The organism is Achromobacter sp. D10 (genome assembly GCF_035282245.1).
Taxonomy (GTDB): Bacteria; Pseudomonadota; Gammaproteobacteria; order Burkholderiales; family Burkholderiaceae_B; genus Achromobacter; species Achromobacter insolitus.
Genome location: NZ_JAYJLE010000019.1, coordinates 35,606 through 53,115, shown reverse-complemented (window position 1 = coordinate 53,115; position 17,510 = coordinate 35,606). Strand labels below are relative to the sequence as shown.

General features: G+C 66.5%; 15 protein-coding genes. 6 read left to right on the top strand and 9 right to left on the bottom strand.

Features of this window, described 5'->3' with window-relative positions:
• Positions 1-91: 91 nt before the first annotated feature.
• Complete coding sequence (locus tag VCS63_RS29580) at positions 92-1,321, top strand: patatin-like phospholipase family protein (RefSeq protein ID WP_254594549.1); 1,230 nt, start codon at positions 92-94, stop codon at positions 1,319-1,321.
• Entirely contained in the window at positions 1,318-1,785 is a 468-nt protein-coding gene (locus VCS63_RS29575) for a barstar family protein (protein ID WP_042794801.1), read from the top strand. The genes VCS63_RS29580 and VCS63_RS29575 overlap by 4 nt, the downstream gene beginning before the upstream one ends.
• 10 nt (positions 1,786-1,795) lie before the next feature.
• Here VCS63_RS29575 and VCS63_RS29570 read toward each other — a convergent pair whose 3' ends face one another.
• On the bottom strand, positions 1,796-2,527 hold the full coding sequence (locus VCS63_RS29570) for a 16S rRNA (uracil(1498)-N(3))-methyltransferase (RefSeq protein ID WP_063643493.1): 732 nt from the start codon (positions 2,525-2,527) through the stop codon (positions 1,796-1,798).
• 221 nt (positions 2,528-2,748) lie between these two features.
• Between VCS63_RS29570 and tkt the strand changes: the two genes are divergently transcribed.
• The 3 genes from tkt (at position 2,749) to VCS63_RS29555 (ending at position 7,141) form a co-directional block, all read left to right on the top strand.
• Positions 2,749-4,785, top strand: coding sequence for a transketolase (gene tkt, locus VCS63_RS29565; RefSeq protein WP_042794799.1), 2,037 nt, complete (start codon positions 2,749-2,751; stop codon positions 4,783-4,785).
• A 14-nt stretch (positions 4,786-4,799) separates the two neighbouring features.
• Complete coding sequence (gene gap, locus VCS63_RS29560) at positions 4,800-5,810, top strand: type I glyceraldehyde-3-phosphate dehydrogenase (protein WP_042794798.1); 1,011 nt, start codon at positions 4,800-4,802, stop codon at positions 5,808-5,810.
• Positions 5,811-5,944: 134 nt separating this feature from the next.
• Positions 5,945-7,141: a phosphoglycerate kinase gene (locus VCS63_RS29555; protein WP_063643367.1), complete on the top strand. Its 1,197-nt coding sequence runs from the start codon at positions 5,945-5,947 to the stop codon at positions 7,139-7,141.
• Between the two features lie 38 nt (positions 7,142-7,179).
• Here the strand turns inward: VCS63_RS29555 and VCS63_RS29550 are convergent, their stop codons facing one another.
• Positions 7,180-8,163 carry a Bug family tripartite tricarboxylate transporter substrate binding protein gene (locus VCS63_RS29550; protein ID WP_063961574.1) on the bottom strand — a complete coding sequence of 328 codons (984 nt, stop codon included), beginning with the start codon at positions 8,161-8,163 and terminating at the stop codon, positions 7,180-7,182.
• 280 nt (positions 8,164-8,443) lie between these two features.
• Between VCS63_RS29550 and VCS63_RS29545 the strand changes: the two genes are divergently transcribed.
• Positions 8,444-10,132: a SulP family inorganic anion transporter gene (locus tag VCS63_RS29545; RefSeq protein ID WP_104653723.1), complete on the top strand. Its 1,689-nt coding sequence runs from the start codon at positions 8,444-8,446 to the stop codon at positions 10,130-10,132.
• A 35-nt stretch (positions 10,133-10,167) separates the two neighbouring features.
• On the opposite strand, the gene fabI is transcribed toward VCS63_RS29545, so the two are convergent.
• The 7 genes from fabI to VCS63_RS29510 form a co-directional block, all read right to left on the bottom strand.
• Positions 10,168-10,941, bottom strand: coding sequence for an enoyl-ACP reductase FabI (fabI, locus tag VCS63_RS29540; RefSeq protein WP_042794796.1), 774 nt, complete (start codon positions 10,939-10,941; stop codon positions 10,168-10,170).
• Positions 10,938-12,122 carry an acetate kinase gene (locus VCS63_RS29535; protein ID WP_323881907.1) on the bottom strand — a complete coding sequence of 395 codons (1,185 nt, stop codon included), beginning with the start codon at positions 12,120-12,122 and terminating at the stop codon, positions 10,938-10,940. The genes fabI and VCS63_RS29535 overlap by 4 nt, the downstream gene beginning before the upstream one ends.
• A 233-nt stretch (positions 12,123-12,355) precedes the next feature.
• Entirely contained in the window at positions 12,356-13,300 is a 945-nt protein-coding gene (locus tag VCS63_RS29530; protein WP_278486134.1) for a phosphate acetyltransferase, read from the bottom strand.
• Positions 13,297-15,678, bottom strand: coding sequence for a DUF3141 domain-containing protein (locus tag VCS63_RS29525; RefSeq protein ID WP_063961576.1), 2,382 nt, complete (start codon positions 15,676-15,678; stop codon positions 13,297-13,299). The genes VCS63_RS29530 and VCS63_RS29525 overlap by 4 nt, the downstream gene beginning before the upstream one ends.
• Positions 15,679-15,859: 181 nt before the next feature.
• Positions 15,860-16,258, bottom strand: coding sequence for a VOC family protein (locus VCS63_RS29520; RefSeq protein WP_042794792.1), 399 nt, complete (start codon positions 16,256-16,258; stop codon positions 15,860-15,862).
• Positions 16,259-16,278: 20 nt separating this feature from the next.
• A complete protein-coding gene (gene yfcF / locus VCS63_RS29515; RefSeq protein WP_063643360.1) occupies positions 16,279-16,914 on the bottom strand; it encodes a glutathione transferase in 636 nt (211 codons plus the stop codon).
• Positions 16,915-17,019: 105 nt separating this feature from the next.
• Positions 17,020-17,349, bottom strand: coding sequence for a DHCW motif cupin fold protein (locus tag VCS63_RS29510; protein WP_042794790.1), 330 nt, complete (start codon positions 17,347-17,349; stop codon positions 17,020-17,022).
• Positions 17,350-17,510 lie beyond the last annotated feature (161 nt).

Below are 17,510 nucleotides of genomic sequence, written 5' to 3'. Positions count from 1 at the left end.
TTCCTGCTGGGCGCGAATGCGCCGGTGCACATTCTGACCTCCAGCTCCACCGTGCGCCGCATCGTCAACATGACCGCGATGACGGTGGTCGATGTCAACACACCGCGTTGAAGTAACGCCTGCCGGTCCGGCGTGCCCGCGCACGCCGACCGGCCTGGTCCTGACCGGAGGCGGCGCCCGCGCCGCCTATCAGGTGGGCGTGCTCAGCGCCATCATGGAATTGCTGGATCCGGACTGGCATTCGCGCTTCCAGAATCCATTCCACATCATTTGCGGCACCTCGGCGGGCGCCATCAATGCCGCCGCCCTGGCTTGCCGCGCCGACAGGCCCCATCTGGGCGTGCGCCGCATCCGCCGCCTGTGGTCTTCCCTGAACACCGACATGATCTACCGGGCCGACGCGCCCGGTCTCATACGCACCGGCGTGCGCTGGCTGGGTCTGCTGTCGCTGGGATGGATGTATTCGGGGCTGACGCGAAAGCGGCCCCATTCCTTGCTGGACAACAGCCCCATGCAGGCTTTGCTGGAGCGCGTGCTGGACTTCCAGCATCTGCGCGCCAACCTTGAAAGCGGGGCGCTGTCGGCGCTGGCGATCACGGCGTCCGGCTACACCAGCGGCGAGCACCTGACCTTCTACCAGGCGCATACGCCCATCGAACCCTGGCATCGCTATCTGCGCCTGGCGCTGCCCACGCCTATCGGTATCGACCATCTCATGGCCTCGTCCGCCATTCCTTTCGTCTTTCCGGCCCGGCAGGTACAGGTGCATGGCAAGGGGGAGTGGTGCGGCGACGGCTCGATGCGGCAGCTGGCGCCGATCAGTCCGGCCATCCATCTGGGCGCGCATCGCGTGCTGGTGATCGGCACCGGTTTCCGCGACGAAACGCATCCCGAGAACCGCGAGGACTCGCCGCCTTATCCCTCGCTGGCGCAGGTCGGCGGGCACGCGCTGGCCAGCATTTTCCTGGACGGCCTGTCGGCCGACGTCGAACGCCTGGAACGCATCAACTTCCTCATGGAGCAGTCCGGCGCGGACGCCGCGCAGCGCCATGCGCGGCGCATCGAGGTCCTGACGATCACCCCAAGCCAGTCGCTGGATGTCATGGCGCTGGAACATTTGGGGGATATGCCGGCCCAAGCCCGTGCTCTTTTCCGCGTACTCGGTGTATCGTCCGATCCAGACCGTCCGGGCGGCGGATCGCTGATGTCCTACCTCTTATTTGAATCCAGCTACACCAAGCGATTGATTGAACTGGGTTATGCCGATACGATGCAGCGTAACGACGAAGTGATCGCCTTTTTCAAGGAGGCTCAGGCATGACGCGCAATGGCCAATCTACTCTGCAGCGGCAACTGATGCGCGGCGGTGCGCTGGCCCATGAAGGGCTGGACAAGAAGGCCGTCGTGGACGCCGCCCATGAGCTCGGCCTGGCCCTGTTCGTCGCCAATTGCGATCCTGCCCGCAGCCGTTCCGCGGTGCTGCGCGCCATCGTCAAGGCGGTCGATTTCCCCGAATACTTCGGCGGCAACCTGGACGCCCTCTACGACTGCCTGTGCGACACCGTGCTGGACCACAAAACGGGCGTGGTGCTTTGGCTGTACCGTCTGCACTCGGGCGACCCTGCGCTGGAAGAGGATTCTGGCCGCATCGAAACCGTCTGTTCCGACGCCGCGGATTTCGCGCGCGAGAACGGTCGCGTTTTTGCGTATGTCATCGAACACGCCGGGCGCCATCCGGATCCCGAACCCGGGGTGGCGGCTGCGCCCTACGGCGAAGACAGCTGATCCGGTTGCCTTACCAGGCGAGCAGCGCGCTGGCCGCCGACAACAGCGCCAACCCCGCGGTCTCGGTGCGCAGCACCCGGGGGCCGAAGCGCACGGCCTGCACGCCTGCCTCGCGGGCCTGGGCCAATTCCTTATCCGACCATCCGCCCTCGGGCCCGACCAGCAACGTCAGGGCCTGCAGGCCGGCCGCGGCCCGCAGCGTGCCGGCAAGGTCCTCGTCCGCTTCCGGGTGGCACAGCAGGCAGAGGCCGTCGGCGGGCTGTTGCAGCCATTCGGCCAGGGTGAGGGGCGCGTCCACGGCCATCAGCCGGTTGCGGCCGCATTGTTCGCTGGCGGACTGCGCGATGCGCTGCCAATGGGCCAAGCGCTTGTCGAGCCGGGCGCCCGATAATTGCAGGACGCTGCGCTGGGCCGCGATGGGGCTGACTCGCGCGGCGCCCAGTTCCACGGCCTTTTCCACCACCCAGTCCATCTTGTCCCCGGAGGGCAGCCCTTGCACCAGGGTGACGCGCCCGGCCAGCTCGGCCTCGCGCGGTACGAATTCGCCCAGCTGGGCGAAACCGGCCTTGCCGTCCACCTCGAGCGTGCCGGGATATTCGCCTCCCTGGCCGTTGAACAGCACCACGGCTTCGCCCGCGCGCAGCCGAAGCACGCGCAGGGCGTGGTGCGCCAGGGCTTCCGGAAGCGCCACGCGGGCGCCGGCGGTCAGGGGGATGTCGCAGAAGAAGCGGGGGGCTGACATGGATGGATGTACGTACGGCTAGCTATGGAAAAAAGGGGCCGCCAGCCCGCTGCCGGGCGCGGCGCGGGGGCACTTGCCCCCGGGGCGGTAGCCTAGCATGGGGCCGCCTTCTGGCCGATGGCGTGGGGGAAACCCCTGGATGCTAAAATCCCATGCTTCGCAACCTACTCAACTGGCCCCTATTTTGACCGTAGGCACGCCAGCTTCAAAGAGCCTTCCGAATGAGCAATCCGACCGCCCCTAAACTTGCCTTGGCGGATGCCATCCGCGCCCTCGCGATGGACGCCGTGCAACAAGCGAACTCCGGGCATCCGGGTGCTCCCATGGGCATGGCGGAAATCGCCCAAGCCTTGTGGGCCGGCAACCTGCGTCACAATCCCAAGGATCCCGCCTGGGCCAACCGCGACCGCTTCGTGCTGTCCAATGGCCATGGCTCCATGCTGATCTACGCCTTGCTGCATCTGACCGGCTACGACCTGCCGATCGAAGAGCTGAAGAACTTCCGCCAACTGCATTCCAAGACGCCGGGCCACCCCGAAGTGGGCATTACCCCGGGCGTGGAAACGACCACCGGCCCGTTGGGCCAGGGCCTGGGCAATGCCGTGGGCATGGCGCTGGCCGAAGCACTGTTGGCCGCCGAATTCAACAAGCCCGGCCACACCATCGTCGACCATCATACGTATGCCTTCACCGGCGACGGCTGCCTGATGGAAGGCATCTCGCACGAAGTCTGCTCGCTGGCTGGCACGCTCAAGCTGGGCAAGCTGGTGGTGCTGTATGACGACAACGGCATTTCCATCGATGGTCACGTCGAGCACTGGTTTGCCGACGACACCGCCAAGCGCTTCGAAGGCTATGGCTGGAACGTGATCCGTGGCATCGACGGCCATGACGTCGCCGCCGTGGACGCCGCCATCAAGGCCGCCCGCTCGCAATCGGAAAAGCCGACGCTGATCGTCTGCCGCACCGTCATCGGCAAGGGTTCGCCCAACATGGCCGGCACGCACAACGTGCACGGCGCGCCGCTGGGCAAGGACGAAATCGCCGCTACCCGCGCCGCGCTGGGCTGGTCGTCGGAACCGTTCCAGATTCCGCAAGACATCTACGACGGCTGGGATGGCCGCAAGCAGGGCGCCGCCGCTCAGGCCGAATGGCAATCCGCGTTCGACGCCTATGCCGCTGAATTCCCCGCCGAAGCCGCCGAATTCAAGCGCCGCATGAAGGGCGAACTGCCCGCCGGCTACGCCGAACAGTTCAAGGCCTTCCTGGACGCCACGCTTGAAAAGGCCGAAACCGTCGCCACTCGCAAGGCGTCGCAGTTCGCGATCGCCGCGCTGGCTCCGCTGTTGCCGGAAATGCTGGGCGGCTCGGCCGACCTGACCGGTTCCAATTTCACCGACTGGAAGGGCGTCGCCGCCGTCCGCGCCGGCGACAAGGGCATCCAGTTCGGCCGCCATATCAACTACGGCGTGCGCGAATTCGGCATGGCCGCCATCATGAACGGCGTGGCCCTGCACGGTGGCTACCTGCCGTTCGGCGGAACGTTCCTGACGTTCTCCGACTACTCGCGCAACGCCATTCGCATGGCCGCGCTGATGAAGCAGCGTGTGGTCCACGTGTTCACCCACGACTCCATCGGCCTGGGTGAAGACGGCCCGACCCACCAGTCCATCGAGCACGCGGCCAGCCTGCGCCTGATCCCCAATCTGTCGCTGTGGCGTCCTTGCGATACGGCTGAAACCGCCGTGGCCTGGAACGCGGCCGTGACGCGCCCCGCCAGCATCGGCATGGACGTGCACGACGGCGGTCCGACGGCCCTGTTGCTGTCGCGCCAGAACCTGCCTTTCGTGCAGCGTGATGCCGCCACCGTCGCAGCCATCGCCCGCGGCGGCTATGTGCTGCGCGATGCCGAAGGCGCCCGCGCCGTCATCATCGCAACGGGCTCGGAAGTCGCCATCGCGCTGGACGCGCAGGCGCAACTGGCCAAGGACGGCATCGCCGTGCGCGTAGTCTCCATGCCCAGCACCGACGTGTTCGACCGCCAGGACGCCGCCTGGAAGCAATCCGTGCTGCCCAAGGGCCTGCCGCGTGTGGCCGTCGAAGCCGGGGTTACCGCCTTCTGGCACAAGTACGTGGGCCTGGAAGGCGCCGTCGTCGGCATCGACCGCTACGGTGAATCCGCGCCGGCCGGCGCTCTGTTCAAGTTCTTCGGGCTGACCGCCGACAAGGTGGCCGAGACCGTCCGCCAAGTTTTGTAAAAAGGAGCTTAGTCATGACCATTCGCGTCGCCATCAACGGTTACGGTCGCATCGGCCGCAACATCCTGCGTGCCCACTACGAAGGTGGCAAGAAGCACGACATCGAAATCGTCGCCATCAATGACCTGGGCGATCCCAAGACCAACGCGCACCTGACGCGCTACGACACCGCCCACGGCAAGTTCCCGGGCACCGTCGAAGTCGACGGCGACTTCATGGTCGTCAACGGCGACAAGATCCGCGTGCTGGCCAACCGCAACCCGGCCGAACTGCCCTGGGGCGACCTGAAGGTCGACGTGGTGCTGGAGTGCACGGGCTTCTTCACGACCAAGGAAAAGGCCGGCGCGCACATCAAGGGCGGCGCCAAAAAGGTCATCATCTCGGCTCCGGGCGGCAAGGACGTCGACGCCACCGTCGTGTACGGCGTGAACCATGGCGTGCTGAAGGCCTCCGACACCGTCATCTCGAACGCGTCGTGCACCACCAACTGCCTGGCCCCGCTGGTCAAGCCGCTGAACGACAAGCTGGGCCTGGAAAACGGCCTGATGACCACCGTCCACGCCTACACCAACGACCAGGTCCTGACCGACGTCTACCACGAAGACCTGCGCCGCGCGCGTTCGGCCACCATGAGCATGATCCCCACGAAGACCGGCGCTGCCGCCGCCGTGGGCCTGGTGCTGCCGGAACTGAATGGCAAGCTGGACGGTTACGCCATCCGCGTCCCGACCATCAACGTGTCGATCGTCGACCTGTCCTTCGTGGCCAAGCGCGACACGACCGTCGAAGAAGTGAACGGCATCCTGAAGGCCGCCTCGGAAGGCGAGCTCAAGGGCATCCTGGACTACAACACCGAGCCCCTGGTTTCGGTGGACTACAACCACAACCCGGCCTCCAGCACCGTCGACGCGTCGCTGACCAAGGTTTCGGGCCGCCTGGTCAAGGTCTCGTCCTGGTACGACAACGAGTGGGGCTTCTCGAACCGCATGCTCGACACCACCGTCGCGCTGATGTCGGCCAAGTAAGCAACCCGGCGAGGGCCCGTGCATGGCTCGCTTTAGTGTGAACAGGCCCTAGTCCATAGAGGGGACGGATTTGTTTTCCGCGCGTGCGGAAAATGGGTTCGTCCCCTTTGTACGCCCATCGTAGGAATCCAAATATGTCCAAGGTCAACACTCTGTCCGCGCTGGCCAAGTCCGGCGCCCTGTCCGGCAAGCGCGTGTTCATTCGCGCCGATCTGAACGTGCCGTTCGACGACGCCGGCCGCATCAGCGAAGACACCCGCATCCGCGCTTCGGTGCCCGGCATCCGCATGGCGCTGGACGCCGGCGCCGCCGTCATGGTCACCTCCCACCTGGGCCGTCCCAAGGAAGGCGTGCTGACTGATGCCGACTCGCTGGCCAAGGTCGGCCAGCGCCTGTCCGAGCTGCTGGGCATGCCCGTGCAGCTGGTGCGCGACTGGGTCGACGGCGTCCAGGTCGATCACGGCCAGGTCGTGCTGCTGGAAAACTGCCGCGTCAACGTCGGCGAAAAGAAAGATGACGAGACGCTGGCCAAGAAGATGGCCGCGCTGTGCGACGTCTACGTCAACGATGCGTTCGGCACCGCCCATCGCGCCGAAGCCACCACCCACGGCATTGCGCGTTTCGCGCCCGTGGCCTGCGCCGGCCCGCTGCTGGCCGCCGAACTGGAAGCCCTGGGTCGCGCGCTGCACGAACCCAAGCGCCCGCTGGTCGCCATCGTGGGTGGCTCCAAGGTGTCGACCAAGCTGTCGATCCTGCAGTCGCTGGCCGACAAGGTCGACCAGCTGGTCGTGGGCGGCGGCATCGCCAACACGTTCATGCTGGCTGCCGGCCTGTCCATCGGCAAGTCGCTGGCTGAACCCGACCAGGTCGATCAGGCGCGCGCCGTGATCGACATCATGAAGCAGCGCGGAGCCGCCGTGCCGATTCCTGTGGACGTGGTGTGCGCCAAGTCCTTCGGCGCCGACGCCGAGGCCACCGTCAAGGCGGCTGAAGACGTGGCCGACGACGACATGATTCTGGACATCGGGCCGAAGACCGCGGCGCAACTGGCCCAGATCCTGAAGCAGGCGGGCACCATCGTCTGGAACGGCCCGGTAGGGGTGTTCGAATTCGACCAGTTCGCCAATGGCACCGAAGTGGTGGCGCGCGCGATCGCCGAATCGGAAGGCTTCTCGATCGCCGGCGGCGGCGACACGCTGGCCGCAATCGCCAAGTACGGCATCGGCGAGCAGGTGGGCTACATCTCGACCGGTGGCGGCGCTTTCCTGGAATTCCTGGAAGGCAAGACGCTGCCCGCCGTGGCCGTGCTCGAAGCGCGGGCCACCAAGTAAGAGTTAGAGGTAGGGGGGCTGTCCCGCCTTGGGATGGCCTATTCCATCTTGGCGCCCGACATCTTCACGATGTCGGCATAGCGGTCGATCTCGGACCGTATGAATGCGCCAAAGGCTTCGGGCGTCTGGCCTTCGGGGACCAGCGCGCCCATGCCTTCCATCCGCTTTTTCATCTCCGGATCGGCGACCACGGCATTGACTTCCTTGTTCAGGCGTTGCACCACGTCGGGCGGAGTGCCGGCGGGCGCGACGATGCCGTACCAGGCGGACGCGTACATATCCTTCACGCCGGCTTCGGCGAAAGTGGGCACGTCGGGCAGCGCGGGCAGCCGCTGGCGCGACGCCACCGCCAGCGCGCGCAAGGCGCCGGCCTGCACCTGGGCCAGGGAACCCGTGTCTATCATCATGTCGACCTGGCCCGCGAGCAGATCGGACACCGCCGGCCCGCTGCCCTTGTAAGGAATGTGCATCACATCCACGCCGGTCAAATACTTGAACATCGACCCCGCCAGGTGCTGCGATGAACCGACACCGCCAGACCCGTAATTCAACTTGCCGGGATTGGCCTTGGCCGCGGTGATCAGGTCGGCGACGGATTGGAAGGGCGATTGTTTCGGGACTTCCAGGATATTGGGGATTTCGGCGACGAAGGCGACGGGCGTGAAGTCCTTGACCGGATCGAAGCCCAGCCGGGCATACAGGTGCGGGTTGGCCGCGTTGGTCGAGCTGGTGGCGACCAGCAGCGTATAGCCGTCGGGTTTTTCCCGCACGAATGCCGCGGTTCCGATATTGCCGCCTGCGCCCGCCTTGTTGTCCACGATGACCGTTTGACCCAGTCTCTCGGTCAGGCGCTGGGCGAGCATGCGGCCCAGCGCGTCGGTGGCGCCACCCGGGGGCCAGGGCACCACCAGCTTGATCGGACGGTCCGGATAGGACTGGGCGGAGGCGGCAGGGGCGATGGCGGTGGCCAGCGCGGCCAGCGCGAGCGCGCTGCCGGCGCGGCGCAGGAAAGCGAACGACATGGTGTCTCCAGTTGTGCGAGCCGTCTTGTCCGCCCGGGAGGAGGCGGAGAGTCGGCCATAGTGATGTACAGGCGCGGCCTGCCGGCCGCTTTTTCTTATGCTGGCGACTCTACGCATTGGGGCTGCTGTCGAAAAGGGATAAAAATTTAAGGAAGTTCATTCCTCGGAGGAATAAAGTGATGGGGCTTTGATCCCGGTCCGCCCGGGGCTGTCTGGCTTGGTGTAGCCTTGGCGCAAATCGGCGCGCTGTGCGCGCTTTCTCTCCGATTCCCGCAGCATCATGAATCTTCGTTTCATTCCCGGCCTCAACAACTTCCGTGGGATTACCCGGGAATCGGCGCGGCGAGACGTCACTGCCGGCCTGAGCGTGGCGGCGGTGGCGTTGCCTGTGGGCCTGGCCTACGCCGCCATGATGGGCGTGCCGCCGGTGGCGGGGCTGTGGGCAGCCATCGCCGGAATGTTGGGCTACGCCCTGTTCGGCTCGTCGCGTACCTTGATCGTGGGGCCGGACACGGCCACCTGCACCCTGATCGCAGCCACCCTGACCGGCATGGCGCTGACCACGCCGGAAGACCGCCTGGTCGCCGCCACCGGCATCGCCCTGACGGTGGGCGTGGGGTGCCTGATCGCGCGCGCGCTGCGGCTGGGCGTGCTGGCCAACCTGCTGTCCCGGCCCGTCCTGATCGGCTACATGGCGGGCGTGGCGATCACGCTGGCCTTGTCGCAATTGAGCGGGTTGACGGGCGTGGGCCTGCGCAACAGCGGCTTGGTGCATCCCTTCCTGGAACTGTCGCGGCGCCTGCCGGAAATCCAGATACCCACCCTGATCCTGGGGCTGACGTCCTGCGTGCTGCTGGTGGCGGTGAAGCGCTGGCGGCCGACCTGGCCTGGCCCGATCATGCTGGTGGTGCTGGCCTGCCTGTTGTCATGGCTTTTCAATTTCCCTGGCCTGGGCATCGCTGTCGTTGGCGAAGTGCCTGCGGGCTTGCCGGCCCTGAGCCTGCCGCTGCGGCTGGAGGGCGTGGATGGCATTCTGCTGGGCGCCGCAGGGGTATTGGTGGTGAGCTTTTCCAGCGGCATCGTGACGGCCCGCAGCTTTGCCGCGCGCACCGGCGAGCACGTGGATCCCAACCGTGAACTGGTGGGCTTTGGCGCAGCCAACATGGCGGCCGGCCTGTTCCAGGGATTTGTCGTGACGGGCGCAGATTCCCGCACGGCGGTGGGCCTGGTGGCCGGAGGTTCTTCGCCTTTGGTCAGCGTCACCGCGGCGGCGGCGCTGGCCATCGTGGTGGGCCTGTTGAGCGGTCCGCTGTATTGGTTACCGCAGGCAGTGCTGTCGGCCATTTTGCTGCTGGCCGCCGTCAGCCTGTTCGACGGCCACGCCTTCATGCGCCTGGCCCGAATTTCGCGCATCGAGCTGGCGTTCGGCGTTCTCGCCGCGGTCGGGGTGGTGGGCTTCGGCGTGCTGCAAGGCGTGGCGGTGTCGGTGGGCGCCACGCTGCTGTACGCGATGTACGTGTCGGGCAATCCGCGTGACGCCTTGCTGGGCCGGCTGCCTGGGGAGTCGGTGCTGGGCAAGCTGCATCTGAACCCCGAAGCGCAGCCGGTGCCGGGCACGGTGATCTGGCTGTTTGAGTCCTCGGTCTGGTTTTTCAATGCCGACACCTTCCGCCGGCGCGCCCGGGAAGTCATGGAGCAGGCGGGCGATGTGCGCTGGTTCGTGCTGGACGCGGAAGCCATGACGCAGGCCGATGCCGATGCCGTCGAGGCGCTGTATGAGCTCAAGCGCGAACTCGACGAACGCGGCATTACGCTGCTGGTCGCGGGCGGGCACGGTCAGTTCCGCACCGCGCTGGAGCGATCGGGCCTGGTCAAGAAGATCGGCCGCGAGAAGATTTTTGGCAGCCCTGAACAGGCGGTCGAGGCGATCGAGCGCTGGCGCCAGGCACCGCCCGCCGCGCTGGGCTAAGGGCGGCTTACCGCGCCACGCGCCTTGCGCAGGGCTTAGTCGATGATGTGATAGCCGCCGTCGATGTAGATCGTCTGCCCGGTCATGCGGCGGGCGGCGTCGGTGGCCAGCCAGGCGGTGGCTTCGCCCACGTCGTCGATGGACACGAGGCTGCGCGTGGGCGCCTTGGCCTGTGCGCGGTCCAGCAGCGCGTCGAACTCGGCGATGCCCGAGGCGGCGCGCGTCTTCAGCGGTCCGGGAGAAATGGCGTGCACGCGTATGCCTTGCGGGCCCAGCTCGGCCGCGAGATAGCGGGTGGCGGATTCCAGCGCTGCCTTCACCGGCCCCATCATGTTGTAGTGCTCGACCACCATCTGCGAACCGTAGTAGCTCATGCAGAACAGTGTGCCGCCATTGCGCATCAGCGGCTCGGCGAGCTTGGCCATGCGGATGAAGGACCAGCAGGAGACGTCCATGGCCTGCAGGAAGCCGGCGCGCGAGCAGTCGGTCACGCGGCCGTGCAGATCGTCGCGGGGTGCAAACGCGATGGAATGCAGCACGAAATCCAGCTGTCCCCATTCGTTGGCGACGGTGTCGAAGACGGCTTCCAGTTCCCCGTCGCGCATCAGGTCCAGCGGCAATAGAAGCGGCGCTTCCACCTGGCGGGCCAACGGCTCCACGTGCCGCAGGGCCTTGTCGTTCAGGTAGGTCACGGCAAGCTCGGCGCCCAGCGCGTGGAAGGCCTTGGCACAGCCCCAGGCGATGGAGTCGGCGTTGGCGATGCCTGTCACCAGGCCACGCTTGCCGGCCAGTGGCAAGAGCGCGCTCATCGCTGCCTCACCAGCGCCAGCGTGTGCTGCGCGATGATCAGTTCTTCATTGGTGCGCACCACATACACGCCGATGCGGCTGTCGTCCGCGGAAATGCGAGGTCCGTGGCGGCCGTTGCGTTCGGGATCAAGCTTGATGCCTAGCCAGCCCCAGTGCTCGCTGATCGCCTGGCGGATCTCGGCGGAGTTTTCTCCCACGCCCGCCGTGAAAACGATGCCGTCCACGCCGTTCATCGCGCAGGCCAGGCCTATCATGCCTTCCGCCACGCGCCAGGCGAAGTACTGCAGCGCCAGCTTGGCCGACGGCGCGTCACTGGCCAGCAATTCGCGCATGTCGTTGCTGATGCCGGAAAGGCCCTTCATACCGCAATCGTGATAGAGCAAGTGCTCGATCTCGTCGTGGTTCATGCCGCGTTCCATCATCCACAGCACGACGCCAGGGTCCAGGCGGCCGGGGCGCGTGCCCATGGGCAGGCCCTCAAGCGCGGTGAAGCCCATGGTGCTGTCCACGCTCTTGCCATGGTGCATGGCGCAAGCCGACACGCCGGAGCCCAGGTGCGCCGCGATGATCTTGCCGTCGGCGATGTCGGGCAGCGCCTTACGCAGGCGTTGGGCGATGTATTCGTAGGACAGGCCGTGAAAGCCGTAGCGGCGCACGCCTTGCTGGTACAGCCGTTCCGGCAGCGCATAGCGGTCGGCCACATCGGAGTGGCTGCGATGGAATGCGGTGTCGAAGCAGGCGACTTGCGGGATCCAGGGCCGGCGCTCGCGGATCACGCGGATGGGCGCCAGGTTGTTTGGCTGATGCAGCGGTGCCAGCGGCGTGAAGGTGTCGAGCTTGGCGAGGATGGCGTCGTCGATCAGCACCGGTTCGGAGAGCTCGGGGCCGCCGTGCACCACCCGGTGGCCCACGGCCAGCGGCGCGCCGCCCAGATGGCCGCTGAGCCAGGTGCCCACGACTTCCTGGGCATTGGGCACGTCGGGCGCGTGGCCGGGCGCGATTTCGCGTTCGACCAGGGTCTGGCCGGCCGCATCGCGCACCCGCAGCTTGGGGTGCGAGGTGCCTATTCCCTCGAGCTGCCCGCCCAGCCGTGGGGCGAGTTCCTGCGCGCCGTCGATGTCGTATAGATAGAACTTGATGCTGGAACTGCCGGCGTTGATGACGAGGATGGTGTCGGTCATGGCGCTGTGATTCCACGTTGAGACAAGTTGCGCGCGTGCTTCTCTGCCCGCGGTACGGCCTGCCGAAGACAAAACGAAAAATCCCGTTCGAGCGTCTCGACTCGGAGCGTGCCGTGGCATGCGCAATACGCGTCGGAGCCGATCCGGGGCGCCGCGGATCCGGCTTTGCCGGTCCGCCAGTGCCGCCCCCTTGAGGGGGCCCGCGTTAGCGGGTAGGGGGTGGTTTCCATGTGTTAAGCGAGCGGGCGGGCTTCCTGCTGGCCCAGGTGGTGGGCGTAGATCGCAGCAACCGCGCAGGACGCGAGGCGCGAGCGCGGACTGTCCGCACGGCTGGTCAGGATGATGGGCACGCGCGCGCCCAGCACGATGCCGGCGGCTTCGGCGTTGGCCAGGAAGGTCAGGTTCTTGGCCAGCATGTTGCCGGCTTCCAGATCGGGTACGACCAGCACCTGCGCCACGCCGGCTACCGGCGAGCGGATGCCCTTGATGCGGGCGGCGTCGGGACTGATGGCGTTGTCCAGCGCCAGGGGACCGTCCAGCAGGCCGCCCGTGATCTGGCCGCGGTCGGCCATCTTGCACAGCGCGGCCGCCTCGATGGTGCTGGGGATACTGGGATTGACCTGTTCCACTGCGGACAGGATCGCCACGCGCGGCTCGCCCAGGCCCAGGCCGTGGTGCAGGTCGATCACGTTGCGGATGATGTCGGCCTTGGTTTCGAGGTCCGGAAAAATATTGATGGCGGCGTCGGTGATGAACAGCGGCTCGGCGTAGGTCGGCACTTCCATGATGAACACATGACTGATGCGCCGGCTGCTGCGCAGCCCGGTGGTGCGTGCCACCACTTCGTGCATGAGTTCGTCTGTGTGCAGGCTGCCCTTCATGAGCAGCTCGGCCTCGCCGCTGCGCACCAGGCCGACGGCGCATTCGGCCGCGGCGTGGCTGTGCGGCGCGTCCACGATGCGGGCGTCGCCCAGGTTGAGCTTATGCTCGGCGGCGGTGGCGCGGATCTTCTGCTCGGGGCCCACCAGGATCGGCCGCAGCAAGCCCAGGTCGCGCGCTTCGAGCGCGGCCGACAGCGACGGTTCGTCGCAGGGATGGGCGATGGCGCAATGCGCGGGCGCTAGCGTCTGCGCGCGCGCGATGAGCTTGTCGTAATGGGTGGATGTAGGCAGCGTCATGCGGATTTTGCCTTGGTGGATTTGCGCGCGGGACGCGCGGCGGGTTTGGCGGAGGCGCTACGCTTCTTGGCGCGTACGGGGACAGCAGGCTCGGCCGTGGCCGAGGGTGCTTCGTGCCTGGCAGCCGCCTCGCGCACCGGTTTGCGCGCGACGGTCGCCGTTTTCCTGGGCGCCGGCTGGTGAGCCTCCTCACGCTTCTGCGCACGGCGCTCGGCGTATTCGAAGATGCGTTCCATCTCGTCCAGGCTGATGCGGGCGGCTTCGCTCAGGGGTTCGGCGGCTTCCAGCACGTGCTTCATGGTGTCGAGCGTTTCGCGGATCGCGGCGGCGGGCGCGTTGTCCAGCAGGTGCGGTATGGCCTGGATGGCGCCGGCGGCGTCCAGGGTCATCATCAAAGCCTGATCGCGGATGATGTCCTTGAACTCCTGCAACGACAGCGCGGTGTCGGATTCGGCGCGCATCTTGCGGATCAGCGCGTAGCTGCGTTCGTCCAGGCCGCCCTCGGCGCCCGACACATACAGCAGCATGCGGATCGCGGCCACGCGCAGGCCGCCTTCCAGCATCAGCGATCGCAGCTCGGCGGCGCGCTCTTCCATGAAGCGGCGGTGCTCGGGTGACACGCCCGGATGCTTGCGCGGCGGGCCGGAGCGCGCGCCCAGGCCGGCCAGGTCCTGCACCAGCGGCGAACCGTAAACGCCCATGAAGGTGCGCTCGTCGGCGGAGTCGCGCAGCTCCTGCCAGATGTTCAGACTGGTTTCGACCAGGTTCGAGAACATTTCCTGCGCCATCAGGAAGGGGTTGTCGGCCGATACCGGCTGGCGGTGTTCGCGTACCCGCTCGGCGACCTGGGCAATCGGCGCGATGGCCGGATTGCGGTCGGAGATCAGTTCGTAAGGCAGGCGCAGCGGATGCAGGCGCTGCGACCATTCCGCCGATTGCGGCGTCACCAGGGCGCGCAGCCAGGGCTGCACGAAGCTGCGGTACATGCCCAGGTTGATGTCGGAAATGCGGGCAACGGCGGCAAAGCGGCGGTCGTCCTCTTCGTTGCGTTCGACAATGGCGCGCACGTCGTCCAGGGTGCGCTGTTCGAACGACAGCACGTAGTTGCCATAGGCCAGGTCGGCATTGGGCGTGTCGGGCGTCTTGTCGGCGATCTCGGCCTGGTAGATGCCCGGCGGCAGCACGTCGATCATATCGATGTTGGACGTGAATTCCTGGTGCTCCTTGCGCGCCACGCTGCCGGACACGAAGATCCCCAGGTGGCCGATGCTTTCATGCACGGCATACACGATGGTCTGCCCGTGGGCCAGGACTTCGGCATCGTCCTGGTACAGGTCGGGGATCCAGCCCAGCGCCTGCGGCGGCGGCGTGATGTTGTCGCCCTTGGAGCAGAACACCACGATGGGCGAGCGGATGTTGCGCAGGTCGATGCGGATGCCGTCCGAGGTCACCAGGCCGGCGGTGGCCAGGCGGTTGCCGACGAAAAGGTTGTCGACGATGTACTGGATTTCCGGGCCGTTCAGGAAGACGTGGCCGCCCCACCATTTTTCGAAGCTGAGGTAGCGCTTGGCCTCGGTGTCGACGTTGGAGTACAGGTTGTACTGCTTGGACCACAGGGTATTGGCCGGATTCAGGTTTTCGAAGTTCTGCACCAGCCAGGCGCCGTCGAATTTGCCGTCGCCGAGGTCGCTGGTCAGCGCGGTGAGCCAGCTGCCGCCCAGCAGGCCGCCGGCGTAGCGCATGGGGTTCATGCCGCGCCAGCCCGCCCAGTACGACAGCGGCGCGCCGGCTACGATGATGGGGCCGAACAGTTCGGGCCGCACCGCGGCGGTCATCATGATCTGCCAGCCTGCCTGGCAATTGGCCACGACTACCGGCTTGCCTTCGGCATTGGGGTGCAGCGCGATGATTTCTTCCAGGAACCGCGCCTCGGCCATCATCACGTCTTCGACGGTCTGGGTCGGCATGGGTTGGGGCAGGAAGGTGGCGAAGTAGCAGGGATGGCCCGCGCGCAGCGCTACGCCGATCTCGCTTTCAGGCTTGAAGCCGCCAATGCCAGGCCCGTGTCCGGCGCGCGGGTCGACCACCAGGAAGGGGCGCTTGATCGGGTCGGTTTCCACGCCCTCGGGCGGCTTGATGCGCAGCAGTCCGTAGTTGACGGGGCGGGGCAGGCAGCGCCCGTCCATGACCAGCTCGGACTCCATGCTCAGCACATTGGGTGCGCGCTTGGCCATGTGTTCGTGGTACTGGTTGCCGCGCTGGCGCATCACGTCGGCATAAAGCACGCCGCGTTGCCAGGCGTCCACTGCGTATTCGTAGGCGGCCGTCCAGGGGTTGAAAGACGGGGCGGGTACGCGATCGTTGCCGGATCCGGCCATGGCGATCTCCTGTAGGTTGCATGCGGCGGCGAGCCGCCGCGCCGATTCCGAGTGGAACCGGCCGAGTTGACCTCTCCATTACACCGCAACTGATGTTGCGCTGCAACATCGGACATCTTGATACAGGTCAAAGAGGCTTGATCTACCTGTCCCCATTAGGAACGGGCAGCCAGGCTACAGCTCAAGCAGGGTCATGGCAGACCGCTTCGATGCGGTTGCCGGACGGGTCCAGCAGGAAGGCGGCGTAGTAGTGGGGGTGATAGTGTTCGCGCAAGCCCGGCGCGCCATCGTCGCGTCCGCCATGGGCTAGGCCGGCGGCATGGAAGGCGTCGACAGCGGCGCGGCTGGGCGCCTTGAAGCACCAGTGGCGGCGCGCGGCGGGCATTGCCGCGCCGTCCTCGGCGAATACGGACAGATAGCTGTGCTGGCTGCTGCCGGCGCGGCAGCGTTCGCCGTAACCGAGCGCATCGGGGCGGTCATAGACCTTGGCCGCGCCCAGCGCCTGCATGACGGCGTCGTAGAACGGCCGTGCCGCGTCCAGTCGGGTAACGGCGATGGAGACGTGATCCAGCAATTGCATCGCGGCTCCTGTGGGGCGGTTCAGGCGCGCGCAGCCGCGTTGTGCTCCAGCCATTTCTGGACGGAGGGGCGTTGCCACTGGGCGTCGGCGTAGGCGCGCAGGGCGTCGGGCAGGTCGTCCTGGAAGAGGCGCTTGAGCATGAGCGCCAGGTCGGTGTCCGCAATGCACCAGTCTTCGAATAGCGAAGTGCGGCCATTGCCCACCAGGTGGGTGCCCACATGGATGAGCTTGGCCGCCGCTGCATGGGCGGCGTCCGACAGCGGCAGGCCGGCGGCGCCGTAGAACACGGTTTCGGTCGGCCGTTCCTGGCGCAGCGCGCCCAGATCGCTGCGCAGCCAGGCCTGCAACTGGCGGGCGCGAGCGCGCTGGCGGACGTCGCGCGGATAAAGCGCGGTGTGCTCGGGGGCGGGGAAGGCGTCTTCCAGGTATTCGGTGATGGCGCTGGATTCAGTCAGGCTGAAATCCGCATGCGTCAACGCGGGCACCCGCGAGGTCAACGCGCGGCTTTGGTAGGGCTGCATGCGTTGTTCGCCCGCTTCCAGGTCGATGGGACGCACCTCGAATGGCAGCTGTTTTTCCGTCAGCGCGATATAGACCGACATAGCGTAAGGGCTGAGGAACAGGGAATCGACGTATAGCGTAAGCGGGGCGCCCAAAATCTAGTCTCCGGTCAGACGGGTAGCGGCAGGGCCGTGGCGCGAGGCCGCGGACACTTCAAAGCGTAACGCATCTGCGGCCAGCGTGTCGCCCCGGGGAGGGAGTCAGTCGACGATGAAGAGCTTGGCGCCGGTGGCGGTGGAGGAGCGGTGCGGTTCGGCCTGGTCCGCGACCTGGTAGCTCATGCCCGGCTTCAGCACGAATTGCCGGCCGTCTTCGAGTTCGGTGTGCAGTTCGCCTTCCAGGCAGAACAGGATGTGGCCCTTGCTGCACCAGTGGTCGGCCAGATAGCCCGGCGTGTACTCCACCATGCGCACGCGCAGATCGCCGAATTGCCGGGTGCGCCAGTAGGCCATGCCGGTTTCGCCGGCGTGTTCGGTGGGTTCCACCTCGGACCAGTCAGTGGTGCCGAAGGGGATGTTGCTCATCTTCATCGTGGATCCTGTCTCGAAGTCCGGGCGGAATCGCGCCCATGGAAAAAGCAGATACTACGCGAGCGCAGGCCGAAAGCCTGACCGGGCGCATTGAAAAATCGCCCCATAACCCCTATCTTGCTGATATCCCAGGCCGGATCCGGCTAACCCGGAGGCGGCCG